Source organism: Chryseobacterium sp. KBW03 (genome assembly GCF_003852415.1).
GTDB lineage: Bacteria > Bacteroidota > Bacteroidia > Flavobacteriales > Weeksellaceae > Chryseobacterium > Chryseobacterium viscerum.
This window is the reverse complement of sequence record NZ_QAJO01000011.1, coordinates 188100-212179: the sequence shown is the minus strand read 5'-3', so window position 1 is coordinate 212179 and position 24080 is coordinate 188100. Positions and strand designations below refer to the sequence as shown.

At 36.7% G+C, this 24080-nt stretch carries 25 protein-coding genes; 21 read left to right on the top strand and 4 right to left on the bottom strand.

Annotation, left to right across the window (positions count from 1 at the left end):
• Positions 1-245: 245 nt before the first annotated feature.
• From DBR39_RS19730 to DBR39_RS19685, 10 genes are all read left to right on the top strand, one after another.
• Positions 246-1979, top strand: coding sequence for a thiamine pyrophosphate-dependent enzyme (locus DBR39_RS19730; protein WP_124535947.1), 1734 nt, complete (start codon positions 246-248; stop codon positions 1977-1979).
• A gap of 136 nt (positions 1980-2115) precedes the next feature.
• Positions 2116-2598: a hypothetical protein gene (locus DBR39_RS19725; protein ID WP_124535945.1), complete on the top strand. Its 483-nt coding sequence runs from the start codon at positions 2116-2118 to the stop codon at positions 2596-2598.
• Positions 2599-2608: 10 nt separating this feature from the next.
• Positions 2609-3028 carry an energy transducer TonB gene (locus DBR39_RS19720; protein ID WP_124535943.1) on the top strand — a complete coding sequence of 140 codons (420 nt, stop codon included), beginning with the start codon at positions 2609-2611 and terminating at the stop codon, positions 3026-3028.
• Between the two features lie 132 nt (positions 3029-3160).
• A complete protein-coding gene (miaB, locus tag DBR39_RS19715; protein ID WP_124535941.1) occupies positions 3161-4597 on the top strand; it encodes a tRNA (N6-isopentenyl adenosine(37)-C2)-methylthiotransferase MiaB in 1437 nt (478 codons plus the stop codon).
• A 10-nt stretch (positions 4598-4607) separates the two neighbouring features.
• Positions 4608-5126: a hypothetical protein gene (locus DBR39_RS19710; RefSeq protein ID WP_124535939.1), complete on the top strand. Its 519-nt coding sequence runs from the start codon at positions 4608-4610 to the stop codon at positions 5124-5126.
• Complete coding sequence (locus DBR39_RS19705) at positions 5098-5895, top strand: tetratricopeptide repeat protein (protein ID WP_124535937.1); 798 nt, start codon at positions 5098-5100, stop codon at positions 5893-5895. Before DBR39_RS19710 ends, DBR39_RS19705 begins: the two co-directional genes overlap by 29 nt.
• Before the next feature lie 36 nt (positions 5896-5931).
• Positions 5932-7224 (top strand): sigma-54 interaction domain-containing protein, encoded by a 1293-nt coding sequence (locus DBR39_RS19700; RefSeq protein ID WP_124535935.1) that lies wholly within the window; start codon positions 5932-5934, stop codon positions 7222-7224.
• A gap of 13 nt (positions 7225-7237) precedes the next feature.
• A complete protein-coding gene (locus DBR39_RS19695) occupies positions 7238-7942 on the top strand; it encodes a hypothetical protein (RefSeq protein ID WP_124535933.1) in 705 nt (234 codons plus the stop codon).
• On the top strand, positions 7932-8483 hold the full coding sequence (locus tag DBR39_RS19690) for an LptE family protein (RefSeq protein ID WP_124535931.1): 552 nt from the start codon (positions 7932-7934) through the stop codon (positions 8481-8483). The genes DBR39_RS19695 and DBR39_RS19690 overlap by 11 nt, the downstream gene beginning before the upstream one ends.
• Before the next feature lies 1 nt (position 8484).
• Complete coding sequence (locus DBR39_RS19685) at positions 8485-10500, top strand: tetratricopeptide repeat protein (protein WP_124535929.1); 2016 nt, start codon at positions 8485-8487, stop codon at positions 10498-10500.
• 37 nt (positions 10501-10537) lie between these two features.
• Here the strand turns inward: DBR39_RS19685 and DBR39_RS19680 are convergent, their stop codons facing one another.
• The 4 genes from DBR39_RS19680 to DBR39_RS19665 all read right to left on the bottom strand — a co-directional run bounded on the left by DBR39_RS19680 (position 10538) and on the right by DBR39_RS19665 (position 13219).
• Positions 10538-11146, bottom strand: a complete 609-nt coding sequence (locus tag DBR39_RS19680; RefSeq protein ID WP_124535927.1) for a DUF4126 domain-containing protein — start codon at positions 11144-11146, stop codon at positions 10538-10540.
• A gap of 251 nt (positions 11147-11397) precedes the next feature.
• Entirely contained in the window at positions 11398-11769 is a 372-nt protein-coding gene (rnpA, locus tag DBR39_RS19675; RefSeq protein ID WP_103231451.1) for a ribonuclease P protein component, read from the bottom strand.
• Positions 11770-11874: 105 nt separating this feature from the next.
• Entirely contained in the window at positions 11875-12600 is a 726-nt protein-coding gene (locus DBR39_RS19670; RefSeq protein WP_103231450.1) for a ThiF family adenylyltransferase, read from the bottom strand.
• Entirely contained in the window at positions 12593-13219 is a 627-nt protein-coding gene (locus tag DBR39_RS19665; protein WP_124535925.1) for a TatD family hydrolase, read from the bottom strand. The genes DBR39_RS19670 and DBR39_RS19665 overlap by 8 nt, the downstream gene beginning before the upstream one ends.
• Positions 13220-13315: 96 nt before the next feature.
• On the opposite strand from DBR39_RS19665, the gene DBR39_RS19660 reads away from it, so the two are divergent.
• The 11 genes from DBR39_RS19660 to DBR39_RS19610 all read left to right on the top strand — a co-directional run bounded on the left by DBR39_RS19660 (position 13316) and on the right by DBR39_RS19610 (position 24068).
• Positions 13316-13945: a TetR/AcrR family transcriptional regulator gene (locus tag DBR39_RS19660; protein ID WP_047097234.1), complete on the top strand. Its 630-nt coding sequence runs from the start codon at positions 13316-13318 to the stop codon at positions 13943-13945.
• 103 nt (positions 13946-14048) lie between these two features.
• Positions 14049-15044 carry an outer membrane protein assembly factor BamD gene (locus DBR39_RS19655; protein ID WP_124535923.1) on the top strand — a complete coding sequence of 332 codons (996 nt, stop codon included), beginning with the start codon at positions 14049-14051 and terminating at the stop codon, positions 15042-15044.
• 41 nt (positions 15045-15085) lie between these two features.
• Positions 15086-15409 (top strand): DNA-directed RNA polymerase subunit omega, encoded by a 324-nt coding sequence (locus DBR39_RS19650; RefSeq protein WP_027372958.1) that lies wholly within the window; start codon positions 15086-15088, stop codon positions 15407-15409.
• A 123-nt stretch (positions 15410-15532) separates the two neighbouring features.
• Complete coding sequence (gene coaBC, locus DBR39_RS19645) at positions 15533-16738, top strand: bifunctional phosphopantothenoylcysteine decarboxylase/phosphopantothenate--cysteine ligase CoaBC (protein ID WP_124535921.1); 1206 nt, start codon at positions 15533-15535, stop codon at positions 16736-16738.
• Positions 16739-16774: 36 nt separating this feature from the next.
• A complete protein-coding gene (locus tag DBR39_RS19640; RefSeq protein WP_124535919.1) occupies positions 16775-17680 on the top strand; it encodes a DUF4835 family protein in 906 nt (301 codons plus the stop codon).
• Positions 17681-17848: 168 nt separating this feature from the next.
• On the top strand, positions 17849-19498 hold the full coding sequence (locus DBR39_RS19635) for a DNA repair protein RecN (protein ID WP_124535917.1): 1650 nt from the start codon (positions 17849-17851) through the stop codon (positions 19496-19498).
• 51 nt (positions 19499-19549) lie between these two features.
• Positions 19550-21016, top strand: coding sequence for a DUF5687 family protein (locus DBR39_RS19630; protein WP_124535915.1), 1467 nt, complete (start codon positions 19550-19552; stop codon positions 21014-21016).
• Positions 21017-21019: 3 nt separating this feature from the next.
• Positions 21020-21736, top strand: coding sequence for an ABC transporter ATP-binding protein (locus DBR39_RS19625; protein WP_124535913.1), 717 nt, complete (start codon positions 21020-21022; stop codon positions 21734-21736).
• 19 nt (positions 21737-21755) lie between these two features.
• Positions 21756-22694: a Dyp-type peroxidase gene (locus DBR39_RS19620; RefSeq protein ID WP_124535911.1), complete on the top strand. Its 939-nt coding sequence runs from the start codon at positions 21756-21758 to the stop codon at positions 22692-22694.
• Between the two features lie 218 nt (positions 22695-22912).
• Positions 22913-23473: an RNA polymerase sigma factor gene (locus DBR39_RS19615; RefSeq protein WP_103231440.1), complete on the top strand. Its 561-nt coding sequence runs from the start codon at positions 22913-22915 to the stop codon at positions 23471-23473.
• A complete protein-coding gene (locus DBR39_RS19610; protein WP_124535909.1) occupies positions 23460-24068 on the top strand; it encodes a hypothetical protein in 609 nt (202 codons plus the stop codon). The genes DBR39_RS19615 and DBR39_RS19610 overlap by 14 nt, the downstream gene beginning before the upstream one ends.
• The last annotated feature ends 12 nt before the right edge of the window (positions 24069-24080 follow it).

Here is a 24080-nt window from a genome sequence, read left to right as displayed (position 1 = left end):
TGATGGGCTAAACCTTATAGGTTTTTAAAACCTATAAGGTTTGAAGAAAAAGAAGAAAAAATACACCAAAATAATGGGTTTTTTCCCTGAAAAATAATAAGGTTTTATGATAAAAATTACAAATTTTTAACATTGAAACCGGGCGTAAGTTCCAATTTAATTAGTTAAATTTGATAGAGATAGGGATTTTTCATCCATATCAATCACTATTTTTCATAAAAAACAACCACCAAAACAGATTAATTATGGCCAAAAATATTGCAGAGCAAATTGTTGAAATGCTTGAAAAAGCCAATGTGAAAAGAATTTATGCAGTAACCGGAGACAGCCTCAATCATTTGAATATTGCTGTCAAGAAAAGCAGCATTCAATGGATTCATGTACGGCACGAAGAAGTAGGGGCTTATGCAGCGGCTGCGGAGGCTGAGCTTGATGGTCTGGCAGTATGTGCCGGAAGTTGTGGGCCTGGGCATGTTCATTTAATTAATGGCGTTTATGAGGCACATCGTTCTCATGTCCCGATGTTGGTGATTGCTTCCACGATTCCCAGTGACGAAATGGGCATGGATTACTTTCAGGAAACCAATACCATAAAGTTGTTTGACGATTGCAGTTACTATAATCAGATGATTACACGACCGGAACAGGTACAGAGAACCATTCAAACAGCCATTCAGCATGCAATTTCCAAAAAAGGGGTTGCTGTTATAGGTCTTCCGGGAGACGTTTCTGAACTGGATGCGGAAGAAGGACCTACTTCCCCGCAGATATTTAAAACCAATCCTGTTATAAGACCCTCGGATGATGAGTTGAAAAGCTTGTCAGCATTGGTCAATCAAAGCAAAAAAGTAACCTTGTACTGTGGAATAGGGGCTGCTGAAGCAAGTGAAGAGGTTATCGCATTGTCTAAGTTTTTGAAAGCACCTGTCGGGTATTCATTCCGGGGGAAAATGGCTATTCAGCCCAATAATCCAAATGAAGTGGGGCTTACAGGATTGCTGGGGTTTCCTTCCGCTTATCATGCGATGCATGAAGCAGACCTGGTGATTCTTTTGGGAACGGATTTCCCCTATCAGAAATTCATGCCGGTAAAAAATAAAATTGTACAGATAGACGAGAGCCCTGAAAGATTGGGAAGAAGAGCAAAATTGGAATTAGGACTTACAGGAGATATCAAAGAAACGATTAAAGCATTACTTCCTCTGCTTGAAGAAAAAACTGATGATCATTTTCTCAATCAACAGCTGGCATTTTACGACAAAGTGAAAGAAAACCAGTTAGATTATGTGAAAGACTTTGGAAAAGAGAATGCGATACAGCCGGAATATGTAGCACATACTTTAGACAGGCTTGCTAAAAAAGATGCGATCTTTACCGTAGATACCGGAATGTGTTGTGTATGGGGAGCCCGTTTCATTACAGGAACCGGAGAAAGAAAAATGCTGGGATCTTTTAATCATGGATCGATGGCTAATGCCATGCCTATGGCAATTGGAGCTGCTCTGGCACATCCGGAAAAACAGGTTATTGCGATGTGTGGTGACGGTGGGTTGTCTATGTTATTAGGAGATATGGCGACTATTTTTCAATATAAACTACCGATAAAACTGATTGTTTTCAATAACAGAACACTCGGAATGGTAAAGCTGGAAATGGAAGTAGGCGGTATGCCGGATAATGAAACAGATATGATCAATCCAGACTTTGCAATGGTAGCACATGCGATGGGCTATCCTGGGAAAAATGTACATCTTCCTGAAGATGTTGAAGGGGCCATCAAAGAATGTTTAGATCACAATGGTCCTTATCTTCTGAATATCTTTACCAATCCCAATGCGCTTGCTCTTCCTCCCAAAATTGAATTTGATCAGGTTATGGGAATGACCAAGTCTATGGCGCAGCTCATGCTTGGAGGGAAGATGGATGAGGTTTTTGAAACAGTGAAAAGCAATTATAAACATATCAAAGGTTTGTTATAATAAAAAAGCAAGCTAATGTAAAAGCCTATCTGGAACTCAGATAGAGATATTGTAAAACTTCATACTTTGTGTGAAGTTTTTCTTTTATATAAATGAGCTAAATATTTACCTTTGTTTATTATTAGCAAACAAAGTTATGAGAACTCTATTTTTATTTTTAGCTTTATGTGCAGCGAATTTCTCATTTGCACAGGATCAGGAAGAACGTGATGACTCTTTTATCAGAGACAGCAACAAGAATCTTTTGAAAATAGATATTAAAGAACCTTTTATGCAGGTTGCGGTGAAATGTAATGATTTTAAACCGGCAGCTTATGAAGGAGGAGTTGCGGCTTATAAAGATATCCTGAACAAATATATGTATGCTTATCTGAATTCAGATTTCTACGCTCTTACAGGTGACTTTATATTTACCTTAGTGCTTGATGCTAAAGGAAAAGTCGTTGATGTGAAAGGGATGCCTAAAGTTCTTAACAGCGAAGTTTTTTTTGACGACATGCAGTATGTTGTAAGAAGAATAAAGAAAAACTGGACTCCTGCATCGTGTAATGGACAGCCTGTAGCTTCACAGATTAAAGTTAAGATGAACTTCTCTTCAATTTCAGCAGATATAGACTAATACCCAATAAATGAAAAAATACCTTATGGTTTTACCCTTTTTACTTTTAAGTTTTAAAGGGTTTTCACAAGAAACAAAAGCTCAAATTCAAGTACAGACTGGAGACGATTTCAGAAAAGCAGAATTCCCGGGAGGTGATGATGCCTTTAGAAAGGAATTTCTGAATATGGTGCATGCCTATATAGATGTTGCTTTATATGCAATTCAGGGAGAAGTAACTTTCTTATTTAATATTAATTCAAAAGGGAAAATTGATAAAGTCGATATACTTCCCAGATTCAAAAATGATGAAACGTTTATTGATGATATGAAATTTGCTCTTAAAAAAGTAAAAGGAAAGTGGCAGCCGGCTACAAAAAATGGAATACCGGTTGATTCAAAGCTGATCATGAAAATTCGTTTTAACAACAACGCTTATGACCATGATTAATTGTGGATTCAAATTATTTGTACAACTTTAGATTTTGTTAAAATAATAGCGCTGACAATCTGTCACAATATTTTGTATCTTTGCAAACTTATTTGTTCGTAATTTAAAATTGCGGACCTTAAATCGATTATCGTGCAGGAAAAATATATAGATGAAACAAAACAGGGCGAGGCTTTTGCTATTGCAGAAAGGCCGGAGAACTCTAAAAAACTGTTTTTGGAAAGCTATGGTTGTCAGATGAATTTTTCTGACTCTGAGATTGTTGCATCCATCCTTAATGAGCAAGGATACAATACAACAATGAAGGTAGAAGAAGCGGACCTGATTCTTTTAAATACTTGCTCCATTCGCGAAAAAGCAGAGCAGACTGTAAGAATGCGTCTTGCCCAGTTCAAAAATCTTAAAAAAGAAAGACCGAATATGACGGTTGGCGTTCTGGGATGTATGGCGGAAAGGTTGAAAACCAAATTCTTAGAAGAAGAACAATTGGTTGACCTTGTTGTGGGTCCTGATGCCTATAGAGATTTACCCAATCTTTTAAAAGAAACGGATGATGGAAGGGATGCTATTAATGTAATTCTTTCTAAAGAAGAAACCTATGCAGATATCAATCCGGTACGTTTAGGAGGAAATGGAGTTACAGCTTTTGTTACCATTACAAGAGGTTGTGATAACATGTGTACATTCTGTGTCGTTCCTTTTACCAGAGGAAGAGAAAGAAGCCGTGATCCACACTCTATTATAGACGAATGTAAAGACCTTGCCAATAACGGATATAAAGAAATTACCCTTTTAGGACAGAACGTAGACTCTTATTTATGGTATGGAGGCGGTCCTAAAAAAGATTTTGCCAAAGCTTCTGAAATGCAGAAAGCAACAGCGGTTAGTTTCGCTCAATTGCTTGATTTAGTAGCTAAAGCTGTTCCTGAACTAAGAATCAGATTCTCAACTTCCAATCCTCAGGATATGAATCTTGATGTGTTCAAGATGATGGCAAAACATGATAACATCTGTAAATATGTACATCTTCCTGTACAAAGCGGAAGCAATAATATGCTTGAAGCGATGAACAGACAGCATACCCGTGAAGAATATCTGGATCTGGTTAAAAAAGCGAAGGAAATTGTTCCGGAAGTATCCTTTTCTCAGGATATGATCGTAGGATTCTGTAATGAAACGGAACAAGATCACCAGGATACCTTAAGTCTGATGAAAGAAGTAGAATATGACTACGGTTATATGTTTGCTTACTCAGAAAGACCAGGAACTCCGGCTCATAAAAAAATGGAAGACAATATTCCTGCTGATGTGAAACAGAGACGTCTTGCTGAGGTTATTGCCCTTCAGGGAGAGCTTTCAAGACAAAGAATGAAATCTTATGTCGGAAGAGTACACGAGATTCTGATTGAAGGAATTTCTAAGAAAAATAAAAACCAGTGGAAAGGAAGAAACTCTCAGAATGCCGTATGTGTCTTTGATATGCTTGAAGGACAGAAAATAGGTGACATTGTGAACGTTTTTGCTTATGACAACACACAGGGCACACTTTTAGGGAGAACAGTGGAATAAAAATTAAGTTTTGATTAAAGCGATTTATCTTTTTGCTCTATTTTCTTTTGCTTTGGTATCTTGCCAGACAGAAAAAAATGCAAAAAAATATCCCGGTACCGTAGGAGATATTGAGTTTGATACAAAACTGGATGATCCTGATTTTAAAAAATGTGGAGCCGGAAAATTAGCCTCTTTTAGCTTACAATATTACCAAGGTAAAGAGGGGTTCAGCTACAAAGGAGAGAAAATAGCGATCGCTGAAAAACTTAAAAAAGAAAATATATATTCTGAAAAGAAAATCAACGGTTATATTACCGTAAGATTTTTAGTAAATTGTGAAGGAAAGGCAGGGTTGTTCAGGGTACAGCATATGAGCTCAGATCTGAAGGATATTGCCTTAGATGAAGAATTGGAAAATAAGCTGCTGCAGTTTACAAAATCACTCGATGGCTGGATGCCAAAAGAGATAAAAGGTTTAAAAGTAGATTATTATCAGTATTTAACCTATAAAATTGAAAATGGAAAAGTTTCAGAGGTATTACCTTAGCTTTTTGTTACTTATAGTTTACACCAATACTATTGCACAGGTCAACTGTAATGCAGTAGAGGGTGAGAACTGCAAAAAAGCGTGTGAGTTATACAACTGGGCTTCAGATTTACAGGGTTTCGCAGCATCTCAGGAAGGCTTTGACAAAGCCATTGAATTGTGTCCCGATTTCTCTCATGCTTATATGGAGAAAGCCGTTCCCTATCTAAAGAACGGAGATTTTGTAACCTGGAAATTTTTAATTGATAAAGCGGTTGCTTTAAATCCGCAAATGTATCTTGGCTACAGAGGATGGTGCAGGTTTCAGTTTGTAAGAGATTACAGTGGCGCTATACAGGATTTAAATGATTTAAAAAAATATTATCCCGAAGACTTAGGAAGATCCCAAAACGGAGATTATAATCTGGACGTGGTAAGAGCGATGTCCTACAGTGCGTTAGGGGAGAAAGACAAAGCCGCTTGGATTATTGAGCAGCTTCTGACCACCAGAGGTTATGTGAAGGGGATGTATGATCATTACCAGTTGGGAGTTACCTATTTCGAACTGGGAAGATATGATAAAGCCCTTGAAAATTTTGAAAAACAAAGCAAAGAATACGACTTTGCTGATAATATATACTTTAAGAGTAAAGTTTCTAAGATCAGAAACAAAGATTATTTGGATTTAAAGAAGTTAGCCTTACAAACGTATGATGAAGGAAAGACCATGAAAGATGTCTATACCCATCATTTTAACAAAGTCTACAGAAAACAGATTGAAGAACTGTAGAAGATTAACATTAAATCAATAATCAAAAATTTACTTATGAGCAACGAGCTACAAAACATAAAAAACCGTTTCGGAATTATCGGGAACTTTCCCGCACTCAACCGAGCCCTGGAAAAATCTATCCAGGTCGCACCCACAGATATCTCTGTGCTGGTAATTGGAGAAAGTGGGGTGGGAAAAGAATTTATTCCGAAAATCATCCATTCAGAATCCAAAAGAAAACACCAGCCTTATATTGTAGTAAACTGCGGGGCTATTCCGGAAGGAACCATAGATTCTGAGCTATTTGGACACGAAAAAGGCGCTTTTACGGGAGCTACCACTACAAGAAAAGGATACTTTGAAGTAGCAGACGGTGGAACCATCTTTTTGGATGAGGTAGGAGAGCTTCCATTACAGACTCAGGTTCGTCTTTTAAGAGTTTTGGAAAGTGGAGAATTTATGAAAGTAGGGTCTTCACAGGTGCAGAAAACCAATGTAAGAATTGTAGCGGCTACCAACGTTAATATGATGAAGGCTATTCATGACGGAAGATTCCGTGAGGATTTATATTACCGTTTGAATACTGTTCAGATTGATATGCCACCTTTGAGAGAAAGAAAGGGGGATATTCATTTGTTATTCAGAAAGTTTGCGATAGACTTTGCCGAAAAGTACAGAATGCCGGAACTGGAGCTGGAGCCCAGTGCAGTTCATTATATAGAAAGCTACGCTTTCCCGGGGAACATCCGTCAATTAAGAAATTTAGTGGAGCAGATGACCGTTGTGGAAAGAAACAGAAGCATCACTGCTGAGAAACTTGCGGAGTATATTCCTATGGAAACACACCTTCCGATGGTAGTGAATACCCAAAATGCTCCCAAACAGAACGACTTCGGAAGTGAAAGGGAAATCATGTATAAAATTCTATTTGATATGAGGAATGATATTAATGATTTAAAATCCTTAACTTCGGAATTGATCAAGAACAGAGGTACAGCAGATCTGAGCAATCATGAAAAAAGCCTGATTAATAGGATTTATACCCCTGAAAGCCAGCCACAGGTGAATAACGCAGGGTCTTTATTATATTTTGAAAATAATAACGATACGCCGGCAGTTCAGACACCGACAATCATTTCAAGTCCTGAAGACAGCTATGAAGATTTTGAAGATATCGAAGTGGAAGAAAACAGACCAGAATCACTTTCTCTTCAGAATAATGAAAAAGATTTGATAATCAAAGCATTGGAGAAGCATAGAGGACGCAGAAACAGAGCGGCAGATGAATTGGGAATCTCACAAAGAACTTTATACAGGAAAATAAAACAATATAATCTGGAAGACTAGCACAACATAAATAATGAAAGTAATTTTAGCACCTAAGCCGATCAATTTTAAACTCGGAGAATATATTAATAAAGGTTTCGAACTTTTAAAGAAAGATTTCGGGAACATTTTTATAGCATTTTTAGTATGCTTTATCATGTCGATCATTCCTTTCTGTGGACTGTTAGCTATGGGGAATTTATACAAGTACCTTCAAAAGCTTAATAGAAATCAGGCAGCAAGTCCCGGAGATATTTTTGATTTTAAAGATTTCATGCCTTATTTTATGTTGCAGTTAATTGTTATGGGAGGTTTTTTATTACTTTACATTCCTTTAATTGTTATTATGTTATTATCGGGTGCATTATCGGAAGATCATCAACCTAACCCAATGATAATGTTTTTAATGTTCCCTTATGTTTTTCTGATGTTCGTTGCTATTTATTACTTTCTACTGAAAGGGTTTTATATCATTCCATTAATTAGCCTTAAAGGGATCACAGAAATAAAAGAAGCCTGGAATATTTCAAAAGTAATGACCAAAGGAAATCTATTGTCAATCTTTCTTTTCTCAATAGTGGCGGGTATTTTGGCTCAGATTGGTATTGTTGCTTGCGGGATAGGAATTTTTCTTACAATGCCATTTTTATACACCGCAAATTATTTTGCTTATGAAGATGCTATGCAACAAATTGAGTATGATGAAATTACTGAAATTGGATCTAAAAATGAATTTTAAAATTAAAAATATTAGCCTGAAACAATCACTACTAACGGTAATGCTTTTTGCACTGCTGGGAGTCTTGAATTCATGCTACAGCTTTACGGGATCATCCCTTACAGATGAGAAGACTGTTCAGATCAACGAATTTCCGAATAATGCATCTCTTGTAAACCCGGCATTATCACAACAGTTTTCTACAGCAATACAAAATAGATTCCTTCAGAGAACCACTTTGAAAGGAACAAAAGAAAATCCTGATATCCTGATAGAAGGAGAAATCTCAGATTATTCAATTACTCCCACTACAGTAAGCTCCAGTACCGTGACAAACCCATCTGGTGGAGTGATTCAGCAGGGGCAGAATAAGCTTACGATTACAGTAAAGGTACATTATGAAAATAAAATTCATCCGGATTCAAGTTTCGACAGAACGTATTCTGATGAAGCAGCTTTCAACAGTGATGTATCACTAAGTCAGATCGAAGACCAGCAGGTTAAGCTGGTAACAGATAGAATTATTAATAAGATATTTAACGACATTGTAGCGAATTGGTAAGATGAATCCCAGAGTTTTAGAATTAATAAAAAATCCGAAAAATATTCAGTTAGAAGACCTTGGTCTTTTGAAAGAAGAGATTCACACTTTTCCTTATATTCAAAATATTAGGGCGCTTCATCTGTATGGAGTACACCTGTACGAAAAAGAAAACTATCAGAAAGAGCTTTCTACAACCGCGGCGTATACTACAGATAAGAAGATTTTATATCAACTGATCAACGGAAAGATCAGACAGGAGTCAAAACCTGAAATTGTTGAAGATAAAAAACCTGTCAAAACAGTTGAAAAACCTGCTCAATATGCTCCAAAAAGCAAATCTTTTCCTATTAAAAGAGAAGAAGAAGTCTCTTTGGAAAAGCAGGCAGATGAGCAAGCCAAGACATGTGTCCTGCCAATTTTACAAGACATTAAACCTATTTATGTAAACGGTGAACGAAACAGAATTTTATTTGAAGGAGAAGAAAACTTCCTGGATGAAGAAAATTCTGAGATCATAGATATTGAATCTACCCTCGAATCAGGAACTTTGGTAACCCAAAAGGCTGAGACTGTTGCAGAGCAGCCAGAGCAGCCGGTTCAGGAACAAAAAGAAGAAATTCAGGCTGAAACGAAGGAGAATGCAGAAGAAGATTTTACACCGGAAACTATTATTCATGAAGATCAGATTTCTTCAGAAAAAGAAGAAGAGAAAATAGATGAAGTAGAAAATGTAAGTTTCCATGAAGTAGAACCTTTATTGCCAGAAGTAAATGTTGACGAAGTCGTCACAGAAGAACCTGAACGCATAGAAACAGTAGACAATCATGAAGCTGTATCTGATCAGGAGCTGCCGATAGAAGAATTAGATGCTGAAGTAAGCTTCCATGGAACAGATTCGTTTATGCCTGATGTTAAAATAGAGGCAAACAGCGGAGAGACTGTCGAAGCAGGTGAAATTTCCCAATCCAATGTGAATAGACATGAGGAGGAAATGAGACGTCTGATTGAAGAGGTGGAGAAAAAAATGAAGGAAACTAAATCTGTTTCTCAAGAAGAAGAATCAGAGCCGGAAACCATTGAAGATCATGGAATAAGCTTCGCTGAAACTCAAAATTTCCATTTTTGGTCAACAGGTCAGGAAGAACCTGAAGAAATAAAAGAAGAGCCAGTACAGGAAGAAGTTGTTGAAAATCAATTGCCTGTAGAAGAAGAATCTAAAGTTGAAATTGCTGAGGAAAAACAAGAAGAACAAGAACAAGTTCCCGAAGTTCAGTCTACATGGAAGCCAATGAATTTGGAATCCAATATGCCGGATTCATTAATCAGCAAATCAACAGAAATATCAGTGCCTGAAATAAAAGCTCCGGCAGCAGAAACAATTCCTGCAGCAGAGGCGGAAATAATAATCGAAGAGCCACAACCAAAGGAAACGGCTGAAACTGTTACAGAAACAGTTACGGAAGAAGCTATGCCTGTAGAAGAAGAAACAGAAGCTATTGAATCTCCAAAAGAAGAAAAAGCAGCTGCAGAAGTTTCAAAAGAAGACGCTCCTGTAATGAATGTATCTTTCTTCGGAACCGATATTTCTACCCTTAAGGTTGAAGAAAAACAGCAGGAAAGTAAAGAAGAACCTGTAGAAAAAGTACAGGAGGTTACCATGAAGAATACCCCTCAGCCCTCAGCTGATAGCAATGTCCCCGGTTTTATCAATACATGGCAAAGCTGGCTGAAGATTGACAGAGTTGAAGAAGTCGAAAAAGACAAATCAGAAGTTAAAGAGAAGGCTATTGAAGCCTTTATCGAAAACAATCCTAGGATTAGTCAGTTAAGAGAAGAAAGCAGCTATGTTGTTAAAGAAAAGAACGATGATATATCACATTTGATGACAGAGACGCTGGCCAAACTTTATTTTGAACAGAAACTCTATACAAAAGCGATAAAAGCGTTTGAAATATTAATCAAAAAGAATCCTGAGAAGAAAAAATATTTTGAATCTAAAATTCAGGATATTAAGGATTTCAGAAGTAAGAATTAAAATAAAAAGGTACCGTTCTAAGCAGTACCTTTTTTATTTATATATTTTGAGGTTTGTCTTTGCTGCCTCTCAGTTTTTTCCAGGCCCTCCGCCCAAAAACAATAACAAGAATTAAAATAATTATTGCAAAAATTGCGGCAATCACTGGAGCTGCCATTGCAAGAACAGACATAAGACCCGCTCCTGCTGTCTCAGTTGTTCCTACCACAGAATTTCCCAGTCCGCCAGTCGTAGCCGTAGAAGCGGCCCGTATTCCTGCAAATCCGGTACTGATGGTTGCTGCTGTACCGCCACCTGCAATTAATGCCATTGCCCATTGCGGGAAAGTTCCAAGTTCGGTAAACTGGCTGGCAAATAATATAGAACCCGCAACTGTGGCCATAGGAATAGATACCGTATCCAGCAAATGATCGATAAAAGGGATATAATAAGCAAGGATCTCTGCAACAGTGGCAATTCCTGTTGTTATAAGCGTAGGTAGGCCTGCAAGCCACTCAAAATGCTCATTCATGGGGATCCAGTTGAAGTAAGAAGCCAGACTTACAACAAACATGGGGAGAAACACCCGGAAGCCTGTAGCGGCTGCCAATCCAATGCCAATAAATGCACTGATTATATAAGAGAAATAGGGAACATTATCTAACATATTAATTTTCAGATTTATTGTTTTCCCTAAAATTACAAAAAGTATATGATATTTGGAGTGCTGTTAATTTCAGAGTTCCAAATACTGGATACGAGTTTCGTTATCAGTGATTTATCATAGAATAAAAAAACATAGTATCCGTGCAATCATCCGTGTAAATCCACGTAATCTGTGGGAAAATAAAAACCTGCCTGATTCGCATAATCTGCGAGATAAAACACCTCACAGATCTCTTATTCTAATGCAAAAGATTACTTTTTCTGCGCCTCACAAAGCTTTATAAACTGCGCCTCCACATCCTGGAATTTCGGGGGCATCTCAGAAGAAACCCAAAATACCATCGCCATTGTTTTCTCTCCGAAAGCGAGCTTAAATAAATCCTTATTCAGACGGTAGCATTCTCTCAGCAGTCTTTTGATACGATTTCTGTGTACGGCTTTTTTAAAATATCTTTTAGAAACAGAAACTCCAAATCTTGCAGATTCTACAGAAAGGGTGGGCTTATCTTTCAGAATGATGATTCTCAGATTGCCATTGGTTCTCCATTTGCCTTTGTCAAAAAGCAAACCGATTTCCGTGTTTTTTTTGAGCTTTTCCGCTCTGGGATATTGAGAATTTGTCATTGACGGAGTTGTAATTGTAATTTTTTATATTTTTTCTCCCACCTGTTTCACAAATTAATACATGATGTTGTTTTTGTAAATCTGCGAAATAGGTGGTGAAATATTTTAATCCTGATTTAATAAATGATTAATCACTTCTGAAGCAGTGTACAACCCGAAAATGGCAGGCATATAACTTATCGTTCCGTAAAATGATCTTTTATAATTGGTTCCGTCAGTCATTTTCAAGCTTTCTTCATCCTGAATATCATTGGCAAACACACAACGAACTCCTTTGTCGATTTTTACTTTTTTCAGCCTTTTTCTTACCTGTCTTGCAAGGTGGCAATGTTCGGTTTTGCTGATGTCTCTTACCAATACTTTGCTTGGGTCAGTTTTTCCACCGGCTCCCATTGAGCTTACGATTTTTATCCTTCTTCTTTTGGCAGCGATAATCAAACTAAGTTTTGGCGTAACGCTGTCGATGCAGTCCAAAACATAATCAAATTTTGCAGAATCCAGAACTTCATCCATTCTTTCAGGATTTAGAAACTCATTGATTTTGGTTAAATTAAGCTGTGGATTGATGTCAAGAAGTCTTTCAGCAACAACTTCCACCTTGTGTTTTCCAACAGTAGAATGTAAAGCGGGAAGCTGTCTGTTGATGTTGGTAATATCTACGGTATCACCATCCACTATCGTCATATTTCCTACTCCGGCTCTTGCAAGAAATTCAGCGGCAAAAGAACCTACTCCGCCCAGGCCTACAACAAGCACGTTCGCTTTTATCAGATTTTCCAATCCATCTTCCTTTATCAAAAGTTCAGTTCTTTCCAGCCAGTATTTATCCATTTTTTATTGAGTGTAAATTTTCTAAAATTTGTTCATTCAGTTGTTCCAAAGAAATTCCTTTTATTTCTGAAACCTTGCCGTACAATTCTTCGATGTTAAAATCTTCATTGTCAGTTTCTAAAAACAATTTGTCTAATGGAGTGTTTTTTAAAATATCCTGCAAAGATAAATTATACAAAACAGCTTTTCCAAAACTCAGATAAAAATTATTAGCCAGAAGGTCTTCGGCAATTTGTCTTTTTTTATTGAAACCATGAATAATCATTGGCTGTTCGGCCTTCTTCTTAAAAGAAATAACCTCGTAAAATTTTCTTACACAATGAATGATAAGAGGCTTTTTTACCTCATTGGCTATCTTTATCTGTCTTACAAAAACCTCTTCCTGAATTTTCTGATCCACAGAAACCAATGAATCCAAACCGCATTCTCCAATGGCAAAACAGTTCTCCAACATCATGCTTCTCATCCATGAAAACTGTACTTCTATATTGTTTATATCAATATCATTGGGATGTATACCAATAGAATAAGGAAAATCCGGCGGAATATTTTCGATCCCAAGATTGTAGATTCCGTTCCTGATATATTTCTTATGATGATGAAAATCAAAAAATTCCATATTCAAAAATAGCATTTTTCAGATTTAATCTAAAATTATTAAACAATCGTTTATAAATGTGTTAAAAATTTCTTAACTTTACTCAAAGTGCACTTCATGAAAAAAAAATTTACAGAAAAACAGATTCACATACTGGATATTGCAGAAGAGCTTATCGCAAAGAAAGGATACGAGGGTACCTCCGTGAGAGATATTTGTTCTAAAGCCAATATCAATGTTGCCATGATCTCTTATTACTTTGGTTCCAAAGAGAAAATGATGTCTTATCTCTATCAGTACAGGGTACTGAAAACCAGAGAAAATTTCTCAGAATTTGCAGACACCATCAAGGAAGGAAAACCGGAGATGCAGATGAGAGAAATGATTAAATATATTGTTTCCCAGTTATTTAAATACAATTATTTCCATGGGTTTGTGACTCAGGAACTCCGTCATACAGAAAATCTGAAAGATGAACTGCTTGATTTCTACCAATTATTCGTAAAAAAACTGGATGAAGTCATTAAAAAGGGAGTTGCTTCCGGAGTTTTTACCTTTACACCCAAGCCGGAAGATATCCTTACCATGATTATCGGATCCACTTTATTTGTGATCAGGAATAAAAACTTTTATGAACTGTATGTTCCGAGTAAAAATGAAGAAACCTATACCAAAGAAGCTGAGAAGAAGGTGAGAATGAATCTTTTATTAAGTGTTTTTGCTATTTTGGGATACGCTGCAGACTAAAATTACGTTAAATATTCATAAAAAAAAATCTATTGACAAAAAAGTTATATTTTTGCAAATTAGTAAATCGGCTGTGTAACCCGAAAACTGTTGAATTTTTTATATGAAAAAATATATTTTAGGTCTTTTTGCTGTAGCAGTGATTTCATCTTGTGTAAGCCAGCAGGAAAGAGCAATGAGGAGTGCTGATAAAGAGTTTATCTTAAAGGCGGCTAATGAAAACTTCGCTAAGAAAAAGTGGAAAAATGCATTGGCTCTCTATGACAGACTTGCTAATCTTGTGGCAGGAACTGATGATTTTCCTAACGTAGGTTTCAACACTGCTTATGCCAACTATTATGACAAGAGTTATAAGCTGGCAGGTCACCAGTTTAAAAACTTTGCCGTTAGTTTTCCAAAAGATCCAAGAGCGGAAGAAGCAGCATACATGTCTGCATTGTGCTACTATGAAGGATCTATGGATTACAACTTGGATCAGTCCAGTACAGAATTAGCCATCAATGAACTTCAGGACTTCCTGAACAATTATCCGAATTCCGAAAGATCTAAAAATATCAGTCAGCTTATTGATGAGTTGTCTTATAAGCTTGAATTTAAAGCTTATGAAAACGGAAAACAGTACTATAACATGGGAGAGTACAAAGCCGCGAATGTTGCTTTGGAAAATGTTTTGGAAGATTTCCCAAGTACAAAACTTCGTTCAAAAATTTATGATTATATCATGAAAGCCCGTTATGAACTGGCTGTAAAATCAGTATATGGTCTTAAAGATGAGCGTATTGAAAGTGCATTGACTTATACTAAACTGGTAGAGAAGGAACTTCCCAATACAGAATATTCTAAGACAGCTACGGATCTAAGAGAAAAACTGGAAAAGGAAAAGAAAAACTTCGTGATTGTTAAAAAACAAACTGAAGCAAGAATTGCAGCTTTAACAGCAAGACAGAAAAAAGAGGCTGAAAAAATAGCCGACAAAGATAAAACTGAGCAGCAGGTTAAGGATCAAATCAGCAATGAAAAGAAAGCAATGCAGTTACAGAGGGACAGTGCAGCACTTAAGACCCCTCCTCCGGCAGCGACTTTCAAAATCCAAAGATAATTCGTAAATTTGCCATCTTAAATAAAAATAATTTTCTCAAAATGAGTGTAAAAGATACAAAAGCCGAAGTAAATACAATTACTTACGACAAAGATAAGATTGAAGATAAAGTAGGTTCAATCTACGAAGCTATTGTTATCATGGGAAAGAGAGCAGAGCAGATCAATGCGGAGATCCGTACGGAACTTCACAACAAGTTGGATGAATTTGCCGTTCACAATTCTACATTAGAAGAGGTTTTCGAAAACAGAGAACAGATTGAGATCTCTAAACATTACGAAAAGCTTCCAAAACCAACTTCAATTGCTATCGAAGAGTGGTTAAACGAAGATATCTATTTCAGAAAAACAGAAGACAGAAAATAATCATCTGTGTTTTAATAAATCAAGGTCATAAAGGAATTCATTTCTTTTATGACCTTTGTCGTTTTAAAGCCTGATTGTGTGGGAAAAAATAAGTACTTTAGTATTTCAAAAAATTAGAACTAAATGAGTGTTTCCGGTAAAAAGATACTTATCGCGGTCTCTGGAGGAATTGCAGCCTACAAAATTCATTTCCTGATCAGAGATTTTGTGAAAAAAGGTGCTGAAGTACAGGTTATCATGACCCCAGATGCAGAACAGTTCGTGACGAAACTAAGCCTGTCTACGTTGTCCAAAAAACCTGTGTATTCAGACTTTTATGGTGATAACGGAACCTGGAACAGCCATGTAGAAATGGCGCTTTGGGCAGACGTAATGATTGTAGCTCCCTGTACAGCCAATACACTGTCTAAAATGGTTCACGGGATGTGTGACAATCTGGTTATTGCGACCTATATGTCAGCGAAATGCCCGGTATTTATTGCTCCCGCAATGGACTTAGATATGTATGTACATCCTTCTACAAAGAAGAATTTAGAGCTTGCGGAAAGCTTTGGTCATATCATTATTCCTGCAGAAAACGGAGAATTGGCAAGTGGATTGATCGGCCAGGGAAGAATGGCAGAGCCGGCAACTGTTTTTACTACTGTTGAAAATTATTTTAATTCAAATATCCATTCAAAAAGTCTTGAAGGGAAAACGGTTTTAATCACGGCAGGACCTACCTACGAAGCCATAGATCCCGTAAGATTCATCGGAAATCATTCATCTGGAAAAATGGGATTTTCACTGGCTGAAGAAGCTTCCAAAAGAGGAGCAAGAGTTATTCTGATTTCCGGACCAAGCTTCCAAACCCTAAACGATCCAAAGGTTGAACTTCATAAAGTGACTTCAGCAAAAGAAATGCTGGCAAAAGTATTTGAATTTTATGATAAGATAGACATCGGAATTGCAAGTGCTGCAGTAGCAGACTATGCACCCAAAGAAGTGGCTAAGGAAAAGATTAAGAAGAATGACGACAACCTGACCATAGAATTGGTTAAAAATCCGGACATTCTTAAAACGATGGGAGAGAAGAAAACACACCAGTTCTTGGTAGGATTTGCCCTGGAGACGCAGAATGAAGAAGAAAATGCAAAAGGGAAGCTGGAAAAGAAAAATCTGGATATGATTGTTCTGAACTCTCTGCGTGATGAAGGAGCAGGTTTTAAAAATGATACCAACAAAATCAAAATATTTACCAGAACGGAAAAGAAAGAATTCAATCTGAAATCCAAAGATGATGTAGCGAAAGATATTCTCAATTTTGTTGAGTCTCAACTTTTAAAATAATTTTAATAAATTTCCGTTCTCAATTTTTAATAGACAATGAAAAAAATTATAAGTTTATTTTTTCTGTTTTTCATATATACCCAAAGTTTTTCTCAGGAGCTGTTGGCTACTGTCCAGGTAAACTCCCAACTGGTAGGAGGAAGTAACCAGCAGGCATATAAAGCATTGGAAAAAAGTCTCAGAGACTTTATCAATAATACCAGCTGGACTGGGAAGAAACTTCAGAATTTTGAGAAAATAAAATGTGGTTTTTCTGTTGTTATTGGGGAAAGAGATGGCAATAGATTCAAAGGGTCCATTGTTGTTCAGGCCATGCGTCCTGTTTATAATACGACCTATGAATCTCCTTTACTGAATCTTCAGGACCAGAGATTTGGTTTTGAATATATTGAAAATGAAAGTCTTATTTTTAATGAAAGACAGTTCTCAGGTAAGAATTTGACAGATGTTGTCAGTTTTTATATTTATGTTATTTTGGGCTTAGACGGTGACAGCTTCCAATCGATGGGAGGATCCCAATGGTATGCAAAAGCACAGCAAATTGCACAGAATTCTCAGAACAGAAACTATGAAGGCTGGAATACCATCAATGAGCCAAGAAGCCGTTCTATACTGATTAATGAAATCATGAATCCCAACTGGAGCCAGTTGCGTTCTACCATTTATACTTACCACAGAGCAGGATTGGATAACCTTTTCAACCAGGACCAGACTGCCGGAAAAAAAGTGATTTTTGATGCTCTGATGCAGTTGAAAATGTACGAAAATACTTTTCAGCAGGCATTTTTCTTCAACCTGTTTATGGATACAAAAAGTGATGAGATCTTTAATATCTTCAATTCCGGAAATAACGGAGGCTTGATTCTCAATGATCTGAAGCAGAACATGATTATCCTTTCTCCGAAAAATATTGACAATAAGTGGAATAAATGGAAGGTATAAGATTGACACCTATAAAAAACCTATAAAATTACTGACAGACCATTTGATTTTAGGTTAAAAATAGAATACTATAATTGAGCAGAATGCATAAAAACATTTTCTCACTTCATTAAAAAAAAACCTATTTTTACAGTTCAAATTCAAATTGAACCATAACCCGGATTATCAATGCTTTCGAGAATTTACATTAAAAACTTTGCCCTGATTGATACCCTTGACGTATCATTGAAGAATGGTTTACAGGTTATTACCGGTGAAACAGGAGCCGGGAAATCTATTATTTTAGGGGCGCTCCGTCTTATTTTAGGAGAAAGAGCAGATGTAAAATCCATTGCTAAGACCGAAGAAAAAAGTGTGGTGGAAACAGAGTTTTCACTCAACAATCAGTTTAAGAAATTCTTTATCGAAAACGATCTGGATTACGAACTTCAGACGATTATCAGACGGGAAATCCTTCCATCAGGAAAATCGCGTGCATTTATTAATGACGTTCCTGTAACATTGGATATTCTTAAAGAGCTTTCTTCGCAGCTGATTGATATCCATTCCCAATTTGAAACATCCAATCTTTTTACATCAGAATACCAGTTTAAAATTATTGACGGGCTTTCTGACAATAAAAAGATTATCGAAGACTATCAACAGACATTTTCTGAATTTCAGACCCTTAAATTACTGTTGAAAAAACTGAAAACCCAGCTTTCAGAATCCAATAAAGAAAGTGATTATAAAGAATTTTTACTCAATGAACTGGAAGAGCTGAAACTTGATGATGTAGACTATGAAGATGTTCAGAACCAGCTTTCTATTCAGGAAAATGCAGGAATGATTTCTGAAAATGTAGGTCAGATCTTATCGAGATTCCATCAGGAAGAAATAGGAATTTTATCTTTCTTTCATGAAGCGACCCACAAACTTTCAAAAATCTCTGAAGTTTCAGCCAGTTTTGCAGAACTTGATGAAAGGCTTGAGACTTCTTTTGTTGAGCTTAAAGATATAATTTCCGAACTTGAGCATACCGCAGAGAGAGTTGAAATCAATCCTGAAAATCTGGTATATCTTACCGATCTTAATAATAAAATCAACGCCTTATTCCTTAAACATAATGTTTCGGATCTTAATGAACTGATTGAGATCAGAAACCAGCTGGCAGGAGATCAGAAAGGAGCTTCAGAACTGGAAGCACAGATCGAAGAAACAGAGGGGAATATCTCTCAAAAAGAAAAAACACTTCAGAGTCTCGCTGAAAAGCTTTCAAAGAACAGAACGAAAAATGTTCCTGTTTTCATCAAAAAAGCAGAAGGACTTCTGAAAAAATTAGGGCTGGAAAAGGCAAAAGTAGATATAGAACTGCAGGATGCAGACGAGTTCAATCAATTTGGAAAAGAAAATATCCAGCTTTTATTCCAGGCCAATTCCGGGTTTCCTTTAAAACCGATTCAGACTGCCATTTCCGGAGGGGAAAGATCCAGAGTAATGCTGGCTGTAAAGAAGATTATTGCAGAAAGTGATGAGCTTCCAACGCTTATTCTGGATGAAATTGATACCGGAGTTTCAGGAAAAGTAGCTGAAGAGATCGGAAATCTTATGAGAGAAATGTCCGAAGACATGCAGCTGATCGTTATTTCTCACCTGGCACAGGTTGCTGCTAAAGGAAATGACAACTATAAAGTCGTAAAACAGGATGTTTCAGGCAGAACACAATCTACCATTATACCTTTGAGCGACGAAGAAAAACTCAATGAAATTGCTCAATTGCTTTCCGGAAGCAAAATTACCGAAGCCGCTTTAGCACAAGCCAAAGAATTAATTGGCTAAAAATCTGTAACATATTTTATTTTATATTTACTAATGTATAAAAACTAAAATATGTTTCTAAAGTTCCTTAGGCTTGAAATCAAAAGCTTCTTCCGTGGTACATCTTTAGGGATCAATCTGGCCATGAAGATATTCCGGTTCATCGGAATTCTCTATTTCATGGGATGTCTCGTAGGTGGGGCTTTTATTGCTTTTTTCTATGTAAAGGAAGAAATGCACCAGGATCCTTTAAAAGTAGTCTCAAAATTCATGATTATTGCCTGGATCATTGATCTGGTCATTAAATATCTCTGGCAGGAAATTCCCACACAGAATATTAAGCCGTTTCTTACCATGAACATCAGGAAGAATACACTGGTCAATTATATGCTGTCCAAAACCTTTCTTTCAGCATTCAGCTGGCTGAGTTCTCTATTCTTCATTACATTTTCATTGATTGCTTTATTTAACGGATATAGCATTTTAGGAATTTTGGTGTGGCTTATAGGAGTTATTTCATTACTCTATCTGAATAATTTTATCAATATTTTCTTCAACGGTAAAGAAACACTGGCAATCATCATAGGAGCTTGCTTTGTGGGCATCGGAGCTTTGGGATATTACAATATCGTTCCGGTTCTGTCTTATTCTGAATCTGTTTTCTACAGTTTCTATGAAAAACCTTACTTTGCTTTGATCCCTGTTTCCCTGTTTGTGATCTTGTGGTGGCTTTGTTTCCGTTATCTGCGTAAAGAATTTTACCTGGATCAGGGACTTGAAGCCAAAAAGACAATAGGAAAAACCGAAAATATTGCTTTCTTAAATAAATATGGGGCTACCGGAACATTTATCAATAATGATATTAAAATGTTAAGACGGAATAAAGTGGCCAAAGGTATTCTTCTGGGAAGTTTTATGTTTCTGTTCTATGGATTGCTGATGTTTACGTCTTCCCTATACAAAACTCCGGCGATGATGATGTTTATGGGTCTTTTTGTGACGGGAGGTTTTCAGTTTCTGTTTGGGCAGAGAGTTCCTGCTTTTGACAGTTCTTATTATCCCTTGATGATGACCCTGAATGTTCCGTACAAAGACTATTTAAAGGCCAAATGGTGGCTGATGAATATTGTAACAGGAGTTTCTGTAATTGTAGCGCTATGCTATGCGTACTTTGGCTGGGAGGTCTACGTTACATTCTTCGCTGCAGGATTATACAATATCGGAGTCAATTCTCAATTTACCTTATGGTCCGGGGCTTTCAATAAAACTCAGATCGATCTTAATTCAAAAGAGAAAAGGATGGGGCAGAAAGGAAGTTTCAATCTGGTAGCCATGCTTCTGCTGATTCCTAAAATGCTTCTTCCGATGGGGGTATTTGCATTAGCAAAATATTTCTCAGGAATTACAGGAGGAGTAATAAGCATTGCCATTATCGGTATTATAGGATTCTTCATGAGAGAGAGAATCTTCAATATTATCGTAAAACTTTACAAAAAAGAAAAATACAGCACTATTGATGCATTTAAAAATAAAGGTTAAGCCATGATCAACATACATAATTTATCAAAAACATACGGAACAGCAACTGTTCTTAATATTGAACATCTTGAGATTCCAAACGGGGAAACTTTTGGACTTGTAGGAAACAACGGGGCAGGAAAAACAACCCTTTTTAGCCTGATGCTTGATTTGATTCAGGCGACCACCGGATCTGTAAGCATTGACGGAATCAAAGTCAGTGAGTCTGAGGCCTGGAAGAATAAAGTTTCAGCCTTTGTAGATGACACTTTTCTTATTGGTTATCTTACCCCTGAAGAATATTTTTACTTCATTGGAGAGCTGAGAGGACAAAACAAAGCTTCAATAGATGAATTTCTGAAACCCTTTCACGATTTTTTCAACGGCGAGATTCTAAAATCAGGAAAATATATCCGTGATCTTTCGAAAGGAAATCAGAAAAAAGTAGGAATTGTAGGAGCCATCATTGGAAATCCTGAAATTATTATTCTGGATGAACCTTTTGCCAACCTGGATCCATCCACACAGATCAAGCTTAAAAACCTGATCAAAGAACTGTCTAAGCAGGATGGCGTTACTTTCCTGATATCCAGCCATGATTTGTCCCATACCACGGAAGTCTGCAACAGGATTGTTGTCGTGAACAAAGGTCTTCTGGTAAAAGACATTCAGACTAATCCGGAAACGTTAAAAGATCTGGAGCAATATTTTGCAGATCAGGTTTCAATTTCGGATATTTAGTACATTAAAAACGATATGTATGAATAGGGCAGAATCACAAAATGTAACAGATTATCCTAACAGCAATACGATTTTCATGGTATGGAAACTTCATGATGATCCTAAATTGAAGGAGGCCTTTCAACAATTGTGTGCATTGGTACTCAACCTTAATAATTCGGTTTTCAACAGATTCCCGGACAGCAGAGCAAGCTGTGTAATGGGTATCGGAGCTGAAGCATGGAAAAAACTGGAACTTCCGACACCGCCGCCAAAAGAACTGACCAATTTTGAAGAGATCAAAGGAATAAAACATACCGCTGTTTCCACTCCGGGTGATCTTCACTTTCATTTAAGAGCAGACAATAAAAGCCTGATCTTTGATATGGCTATTGAAATATCAAATGTATTGAGTTCAGTTGCTGAAAGCATTCTGGAAATTAATGGGTTTAAATATTGGGATGCACGTTCTATTCTGGGTTTTGTTGACGGAACAGAGAATCCTCATGGTGAAGACCGCGATTATTTTGCAAAAATCGGAGATGAAGACTCTCAATATAAAGGTGGAAGTTATCTTTTCGTTCAGAAATATCTTCATAATATGGCTGCCTGGAAAGGGCTTTCCACAGAAGATCAGGAAAAAGTGATCGGGAGATCAAAGGAAAATGATATTGAAATGTCTGATGATGTGAAACCTGCCAACTCCCATATTGCTTTAGCCAATATTGAAGGCGAAAACGGCGAAGAATTGAAAATTGTCAGAGATAATATGCCTTTTGGAAGTCCTTCTACTAATGAGTTTGGAACTTATTTTATTGCCTATTCAAGTACATTTACTACCACCAAAAAGATGTTGACGAATATGTTTATAGGCGATCCTCCGGGAAACTATGATAGAATCTTAGATTTCAGTACAGCAGTTACAGGAACGCTTTTCTTTGTTCCTACCCGAAATATGCTTGATGAATTCTCAGGATAAAATATAAAAAGGCTGTCTCACTCTGAGGCAGCCTTTTATCAATTATTTTTACAGGAAATATACTGAATTCTCAGATTTTATATTCAGTTATTAATATCTGATTATCAATATTATAAATGTTATTTTGGAACAGTACTGTTATTAAGTAAATAAATTTTTTTTTAAAAGTTGTAACCTTTTTTTGTTTTGATTGTCTTTAAAGTAGAAACAGCATAAGCATGAAACTTTTGTTCGGAAATAAAAAGAATGATTTGTTGAGCCTCCTGAAGAAACAGGATCCGGCTGCACAGAAGATATTCTATGAACAGAATGTAAAGAGATTCCTGAGTGTAAGCAAAAGCTATGTGAGCGATTTGTATCAGGCAGAAGATTGTCTCATTAAAGCATTCTGCAAAATTTTTAAGCACATAGAAACCTTCAGAGAAGAGTCGAACCTGGACAGCTGGGCAAGAAGAATTGTGGTGAATGAATGCCTGAATTTTATCAAAAGCCACAAAACAGTCTTCTATCTGGACGAGATCAACCAGTCTTTTCACGAAGACATCCACGAACCGGAGATTGATTGTGATTTTAATGCGCAGGACCTTTTGGATCAGCTTCCCGATGCCTACAGAATGGTTTTTAACCTCTATGTGCTGGAAGGATACTCACATCAGGAAATTGCTGATACTTTGCAGATTTCAATGGCTGTGAGCAAAACACAGCTGTTCAGAGCAAAAGAGAAATTAAGAAAGATCTACTTTCAACAACAAAAAAAATTGAAAAATGAAAACGTCTAAAGATAATTTTGAATTTCAGATCAAAAGACAGATTGAAGAAAGAGAAATTGCTCCCTCCAGAGATTTGTGGTCAGAAATTGAACTTCAGAATACAAGTAGCCACCCTCCCAAATCAAGCGTAAACTGGTTTTTGGTGGCTGCATGTTTACTGTTGACATTCAGTTTGGGAACTGTTCTGCTTTTTCTTAATCAACCCTCAGAAATCCAACCTGGAATTGTAAAAACGACAGAAAAGACGGACACCGATAAAATAGTAACTGAGCCTGCTCAAAATAATACTCCTTTAGCTGTTCAGGACAACGAAAAAAAGGAAGTAAAGAAAACGCTTTCCCAAGATAAAGAAGAAGTGATTTCTGCAGTGGCAATAGGAGAAAATAAACTTATTCCTAGAGAAACTGCTGTAAAGAAACTGGAAATTCCTCAGCTTTCTCATCCTAAACTCATAGCAAAATCCGATTCTTTGAAAACTCCGGTTAAAAAGAAAAAATATGTAGACCCTTCTACACTTCTCTTTTCAGTAGAACATAAAGATGTTATTGAAAAAACCAAGGATGGAAGTAATGTAGCGACTACTATCGATTTGAATGCCAGATAATTTATCCGTAAA